Source organism: Lentisphaerota bacterium (assembly GCA_016873675.1).
Lineage (GTDB): Bacteria > Verrucomicrobiota > Kiritimatiellia > RFP12 > JAAYNR01 > VGWG01.
This window is the reverse complement of sequence record VGWG01000128.1, coordinates 1-7,009: the sequence shown is the minus strand read 5'-3', so window position 1 is coordinate 7,009 and position 7,009 is coordinate 1. Positions and strand designations below refer to the sequence as shown.

The window sequence follows — 7,009 nt, the reverse complement described above, 5'->3', positions numbered from 1 at the left end:
CACATCATTCACAAGCACCCCAATCACCCGCGCGCCGACCTCGGTGAGGTGCCGGATCGCGTGCTTGATCGGCCCGTAATGGGTCCGGTCCGGGCAGCACATGAGGATCACGCTGTCGGCAACCGTGGCCAGCACGACGGCGTCGCTCACGATGCCGAACGGCGGCGAGTCAATGATAACCCGGTCATAGTGCTGACGGGCCCACTCCACGAACTGCGCCACAATGCCCGTGCCCATGAGGTTCGCCGGACTGACCTCCGATGAGGCGCGTGACACGACGAGATCGAGGTTCGTGAAGCCCGACGGCACCGGCAGCGTCTCAAAAAGCGCCGGATCATTCTGGGCGAGGGTGTGGGCGAGGCTGTTGTAGGCATCGCGCGTCTTCTTGAAGATGCGCGCCTGACGCGGCCGGCGCATGTCGAAATCGACCAGCAGGGTTCGCAGCCCGCTCCCTGCATACGAGAGCGCCAGATTGGTCGCCGTGATCGTCTTGCCCTCGCTGGGTTGCGTGCTCACCACCAGCATAACCTTGGTGTGCTCACGGTAGCGAGGCGAATCCAGCAGACTGCGCAGACTGGCGAACGATTCCGAAAAATGGGAGAACTTGTCTTCCGCCATCATCAATGCCATCGCCTCTCGCTTCTTCTTCTGCACATGCGGCAGCACGCACAGCACCTTCATCCGCAGGCGCTGCTCGATATCGGCGATGTTTGTGATTTTGTCCTCCAAGTGGTCAATCATGAGGACAAACAGGACGCCAATGAGGAGTCCAAGGGCGGGGCCGGCCGGAAAGATGAGCATCGGCTGCGGGCTGACCGGCGAACGCGGGATCGTGCTCGTTTCGCCGACCTTCACGGTGCACATGTTTTCGTCATGGGCCAGGCGGGCCTCTTCCATGCGGTTCAAAAGCGCCTGGTAGCTTTGCTCGTTGACATCCAGATCCCGCTGAAGCTGGTGCAGACGGATCACTGCGGCATCTGTCTTGACTTGCAGGTCCCGGTAGGTATCAATCAACTCCTGATGCTTGATCTTGAGCGGCCCCATTTGGTTCTGCAGCAGATCCAGATTCGCCTGCGCGGTCTCGCAGGCCCGCTTCACCACATCGGCAAACTGAGCGCGGTAAACATCGACTTCCTTCTCTTTGACCAGCACATCGGGATGTTTGGCGGTATAGCGCGCCAGCATGGCGTTTTTCTCCGCAATCTGATCCTGCAACTTCTGATAGGTCTGGGCGATCTCGACGGCTCGCGGGGTATTGTCCGGGAGCGATCCAAAGCGGTCGGGCATGTCCTGAATCTTTTGCAGCGTCCGCAGCATCTCTTCGGCCTTGGAGATCTGCAAGCTCAGCTCCGTCATGTCGACGTTGACGCTCGCGCGGGTGACGCCGATCTCCTCTTTGTCTTTCTCAAACGAATCGATCATGGCGCTAACCTTGAAATCCAGAATCGCCTGATCGGCCTGTGCCAGTTTCCGCCGCTGCATCTCCACGGTCGTCCGCAACCACGCGACCGCCTCCTCGGAAACAGCCTTGTTCTCCTCCTGGGTGAACGTCTCGGCCGTCAGCGCATACGCATTGGCCATATCGGCGGCCAACTGCGCATTGGCCGACCGGACAGACACCGCGACCAGCCGTGAGCGGCGCTGCAACGAGATCCGGGTATTTCCCGACAAGATCGCAATCAACTCCTCTTCGGGAACCGTTGAATTGGGGTGGTCGGTGTGATACCGGGCCAGCACCTGCTCCAGCATGGCGCGGCTGCGCAACCGTGCCAGGCGGGTGTTGAACACCTCCTCCAGCGTTCCGCTCGTGTCGGTATCAACAATCGCGCTGCGGGTGGCAAGGATCCGGCTCGGGCGGATGCTCATCTCCAGCATGCTGGTCGCCTCGTAAATCGTCGGCATGATCTTGAACACAAAGAACGCGCCGATCGCGCCCAGGATGACAAAAACCAGGATGGTGACCCAGCGCTGCATGCACACGCGCAGCATCCGTCCGATCGTCACGTCGCCAATGATCGACTCCTCGGCGTCATTCACGCCCCCCAGACCGCCATACTGTGGCGAGCCATAGCCATACGCGCCGTGGGGCGGCGGCCCGTAATAATAGCCCGGCCGAGACGGGTACGGAGCATGCCCGGAATAAGGAGCGGGACTATGCCCCGAATCCACCTGCCCTGCCGGCCTCCCACGGTCTTCGCCTCGACCTGCATTTTCACTCATGCGTTCATTATCCTGCTTGGCTCGCTGGTAGCCGTTGATCCTGAGAAATCAAGGCCTGATTGTACTCAATTACCCGGCGCATGGGAAGGAAACTTCCCAGACAGGTCACTGCCGCACACCACGAGAGTGAGACGAACGGACTGCGGAAAACCGGACCTGAAAAACTGAGGACGAAGACCATCGCAACACCGAGGGAGAGCACGACCGCCATCGGCGTCAGGCGAAACAACCAAACCCGATCCGGCATGGCGTCGGACTCGCTTCTGACTTGCGGCACCAATGCCAGCCGCCGCATGTTTTCGACCACGATCCACCCGACCGCCAACGCAACCAGACCGCATCCCAGGAGCCCGTGCTCGCAGAGGTACTCGACGCCATCTTGCCCGACATGACCATCATCCCGCAGGGACTCCACCAGCCCGTATATCGGCGCAAATGGCTTGAAACCACCCGCCCCGACGCCAACCCACGGATGATCGCCCACCATCCGCCATGCGGCAGCAACCGCCTCTGAGGACGCCGACGCCCCTCCAAACAGCCAAGTGCCCCAGGAACCCGCCGCCCGCACCGCTCGCAGAACCGGATTCTGTGGGAAATGTCCGAAATAAACGAAGCCAGCCAACACGAACGGAATGACCCCATAACTCCAGATTTTCGCAATCTGACCGGTCAACAACAACGGAAAGGTCAGTTTGACGATGTAAAGTCCGCTAGCGCCCACGAACACCCATGCCGCCAGAATGGCCTGGGGATTGTTTGACAGGCACACACCCGCGAAATTAAGGAACACGACCAGCATCATCCACCCCCCAGGCCGTTTGGCGATCAGCGCAGTGATTGCCAAACCGCAACTGATGGCCACCATCAGCAGGTAAAACGCGCCGACCGTCTCAGGTTGTGCCGCAAACAAAAATTGGGGCAACCCGTAGAGCCCAAAACCGTTCTGAAGCGCCAGTCGAACCAGCATCCAAAGCGACAGCACGGCCGCATTCAGGCCCATCGCCTGAAGCAGCAGAATCTTCCCCGGCTTGCCGACCGCGTGGCGCAGCATGGCGCAGACACACGTGAACACACAGGCGAGCGTGGAGGCGCGCCAGGCGTCCGCCGCCACCACGCTTGACGGCCCCCACCGCCAGAACGGGAGGCTGAAGGTCCACTGCCCGGTCGATGGATCATAAATCAGAGCACGGCCCCCGTTTGCCGCCTGCACCACAAAGAAAAGGGTGGCGGCCAGCCCCGCCGCCACAACGGGATCACGCGCCAGATTCCGGCAGACGCGGACACGAGCGTCCTCCGAAGACTCGTCTTTCCTGGCAAATGGGAAGAGCAAACCGAGAGCCAGGCCCATCAGCGACAGCCAGAGCAGCCCCGTCCAGAACCAAGTCTCATCCGAATGGATCACCCAAGCCGCCAGGCAAAGCGTCAGACAGACATGCGCGACACAACTGTTCTTATGCATTGCGGTCACACCTCTTCACCACATCCCCCGCAACGCAAACCCCGCCCGGTTGGGACCTTCGGACGGGGCGATCGCTGTTTTGTCTGGCGGATGCCGGCCACTCAGATCAGTAGCGGAAATTCAATCCCATGTCCACACGGAAGCGCTTGTACTCGTTCTGACTGATCGTAGAAATCTGCGTCATGGCCTCTCCGCCCAAGCGCAAACTGGCATATTTGCTCAACCGGTAGTTCAGGTCTGTGCGAATGCCAAACTCGTTGTCCACACGATCCGTCAGGTTTCCCGTGGCGGGATCAACGACCTGAATTTCGTTAATGTCACACCGCCACAACGCCTTCGTCGCCACGCTCACCCGGCGATTGGGTTGATAGGTCGATCCCAGTCCGAGGGTATAGACGACGCCATAATTCCCAGCCATTTCCTCGCTGTTCTGGTGCTGACCCTGACCCGACGCCGACCACGACCATTTACGCGACGCCCGCCACGTCGCTCCCAACTGATAGTAGGGCGCGAGCGTCATGCTCTCGTTGGAACCTGTGGGATCAAACGCCTCGCCGCCGACCGCGATGCGATAGGACACCTTTTCCGTTGCGCGCGACGCCAACCCCATGTTCACGCGATACGATTTCGAAAATCCGGACGAACTCTCGCTTTCCTCCAACGCCGTACCCACACCGACAAAGACATCGGACTTGGGCGTAAGCACGCGGGCTACCGACAGATCCGCCGAATATTGCCGCCAGTCATACAACGCCGGATTCAAATATTTTACGTCCTCCGATCCGAGATCCAACTGGATGCGGGTCTTGGGCGTCAGCACATGCGCGATACCCGCGTTCAAGGCAAATTCGCGACGATCCTGCCACAATCCCCGCTCAAAGTCTGACTGGTAAATCTCCCCCCAGTAATGATCCACGCGCAACACGGTTCCCTGCGGGGTCTCATAGAGGTAGCCAATCTTTTCGCGCCACTGATTGCTATCCAAACGCCCTTCGCCCATGTACTTTTCCCACTGGTACCAGAACTGGCCAGACCATTTGTGGCGATTGCCCCCATAGGAGAAATCAAACCCGCTCCGCAGACTCGGACCGTGATTGCTTTCGGCCCCCTGGTCCACGCGGTCATAGTTTGAATCGTAGAAGTACAGCACCTCGGCAAAGGGTGAGACGGTGAGGCCATTCCAATGCAAGCCCGCGCTTGGAGTCACCAAATCAAGCGGCTCGGCACGCACAGACGGCGCGCCGAGAAAAAGAACCGGCAGCAGGACGCACACGCCTAGACGGATGAATCTGAAATACGTGTTAATACGATGAATAGGCATGGATTCTCCTTTGATCTGCGATTACTTCTCTTGCGGCGGGTTGCAACGCGGACAATCGATCACCTGCCCGTTGTACGGCAAAGGCGGTGGCGGCGGAATGGCGCCAGCCCCCCCCAAACCTGTGCCACCAATACCCAATCCAAAGCCGCCATCCGTTCCCAACCATCCCATCTGGGTTCCCCACGGGGGAAGCAAGGGATACCCGGGTGCCTGTACCGGGCTGACAAACCAGTTGCCAGGCCCCGAACGATCCGCCTCATTCGCCTGAATCATGAGATCGTAATTGCCCTTGACCGCCGGACCCAGCACGTTCTTCACGACACCGGCAAGGTCGGCGTCGGACAGGCAAGCCAGAAAGATCGGCTCAAACTCCACACCCGTGCCAGCCGCCCGCAGAAACGTGGCGATCGTCATGGTCACCCGGATCAGCGCATCACGATCGCCTATGTTGGCCTCATGCACCCGCGTGATCACGTTCGTGGCGATCCGCAGGAATTCCTCTTGGGAGACATTATTGCGACTCATTTCTAATCCGACCGACAAGACATCCGCAATGCCCGAAAGGTAAGCCGGGTTTGCCTGGGTGAAGATGGTCACCAGCACATCCTGTTTGCCTGTGACGCCCTGGGATCCCGCAACCAGTTCATGAGCGATCCTGGCCATCCGCTGGTTTTTATCGACCGCCGAAAGCGGCACCGTGTTCGCCGCGCGCAGCAGTTGAGTTGCAAACGCTTGAGCCTCTTCGCCGGACAGACCCGCCATCACAGCACGCACGCCCTGCGGATCTTGAACCAGTCCGCCCAACTGCGAATGCCAGGACGAACCCTTCGCCCCGACGGTCACCGCGCAAAAAGCGCCCAGAAGCAGCAGCGTAGCCAGCCGTTCTTTCATCATCCCCTCCCCTTTCACTCCAGTGACCTCATCACCCACATTCACGACAGCGGTCCAAATACCGTCAATCACGTCGCACACTATGCGCCTGTTCACAAAAAAATGCAAGCATTTATATTAAAAAAGACGCCGTCCGCACACCCTGTTCACATGATCGTTTCAGGAACAAAAACCACATCATCCGGCTGCAGAACAATGTCCTTGCTGGTGTCGCCACGGCGACCGATTTCAGTCAGGTTGATCTCGATGCGTCTGCGCTCACTCTCGGAAACCTTGCGGGTTACATAGACCTTGGAAATGGCCGCCACCGGCGTGGTGCCCCCGGCCATCTGAATCGCCTTCAACACCGTCAGGTCACGCGTCGGCGGAATGTTGACCGGACCCTTGCGCACGACCTCGCCCATCACGAGCACCGTCCCCCAGGGCGATAATCCGCCACCTTCCGGCGCGTAGACGAAACTCACGGAAATCTGCGGCTCGTGAATGTACTGACCGTAGAGATCCTCCAGCTTCTTCTGCAGCTCCTGAAGCGATAGTCCGTCGCAGGGCACCGCGCCGATCAGCGACATCAGGATCTCGCCTTTGGCGGAGACAGAGTACGAAGTTATCGGAATATCCTTCTGCCCTGCGCTGCTCACGCCGATGCTTAGGGTATGCCCAGCCCGAATGACCGGATCGACAATGGCATTCAACCCTGGTTGCGCACCACCCCCCAGCCCGCTTCCGCCTGTCCCGCCAACGCCTTCGTTGAACAGCACACATCCCGACAGTGCCGAGCATAGGAACGCGACGACTGCCAGTCGCAAACCCGTTTGTCCTGCTTCCTTCATCAATGCGTGTCCCTCCCCTGCACTCTGCAATGGCCGTTGGGTCCATTGTCACCCCGGCCTGACCCAAACGCAGCGGTATGTTACCAAAACGACTCGTGATCCTCAAACAAATAAATGCGGCAACAAATAAATGCGGGGTCCATGCGGAAAGATCACAGCGTCCCTAATCCTCGCCTAAGGCAGGGCAAATGTACGCAACCCGTTAAAAGAGAGAAGAAAAGGCTTGCTGACGGGCTATAGATTTCCTATACTGCATGTCCATGGCTACCCGTCTTCCGTTGATGCACA

5 protein-coding genes are annotated in these 7,009 nt (G+C 59.2%); all 5 read right to left on the bottom strand.

Features of this window, described 5'->3' with window-relative positions; translation table 11 throughout:
- Window positions 1-2,220, bottom strand: a 2,220-nt coding sequence (locus FJ222_11345; protein ID MBM4165016.1) for a polysaccharide biosynthesis tyrosine autokinase, incomplete at its 3' end; no start/stop codon positions are given.
- 7 nt (window positions 2,221-2,227) lie between these two features.
- Window positions 2,228-3,679, bottom strand: coding sequence for a hypothetical protein (locus FJ222_11340; GenBank protein ID MBM4165015.1), 1,452 nt, complete (start codon window positions 3,677-3,679; stop codon window positions 2,228-2,230).
- 106 nt (window positions 3,680-3,785) lie between these two features.
- Complete coding sequence (locus FJ222_11335) at window positions 3,786-5,000, bottom strand: hypothetical protein (GenBank protein ID MBM4165014.1); 1,215 nt, start codon at window positions 4,998-5,000, stop codon at window positions 3,786-3,788.
- Between the two features lie 21 nt (window positions 5,001-5,021).
- Window positions 5,022-5,894 carry a hypothetical protein gene (locus FJ222_11330; protein MBM4165013.1) on the bottom strand — a complete coding sequence of 291 codons (873 nt, stop codon included), beginning with the start codon at window positions 5,892-5,894 and terminating at the stop codon, window positions 5,022-5,024.
- Between the two features lie 143 nt (window positions 5,895-6,037).
- Complete coding sequence (locus FJ222_11325) at window positions 6,038-6,721, bottom strand: hypothetical protein (GenBank protein ID MBM4165012.1); 684 nt, start codon at window positions 6,719-6,721, stop codon at window positions 6,038-6,040.
- Window positions 6,722-7,009: the final 288 nt, after the last annotated feature.

Coding starts and splice junctions, on each gene's coding strand:
- FJ222_11340 (MBM4165015.1), bottom strand. CDS start 3,679: ATGCATAAGAACAGTTGTGTCGCGCATGTCTGTCTGACGCTTTGCCTG.
- FJ222_11335 (MBM4165014.1), bottom strand. CDS start 5,000: ATGCCTATTCATCGTATTAACACGTATTTCAGATTCATCCGTCTAGGC.
- FJ222_11330 (MBM4165013.1), bottom strand. CDS start 5,894: ATGATGAAAGAACGGCTGGCTACGCTGCTGCTTCTGGGCGCTTTTTGC.
- FJ222_11325 (MBM4165012.1), bottom strand. CDS start 6,721: ATGAAGGAAGCAGGACAAACGGGTTTGCGACTGGCAGTCGTCGCGTTC.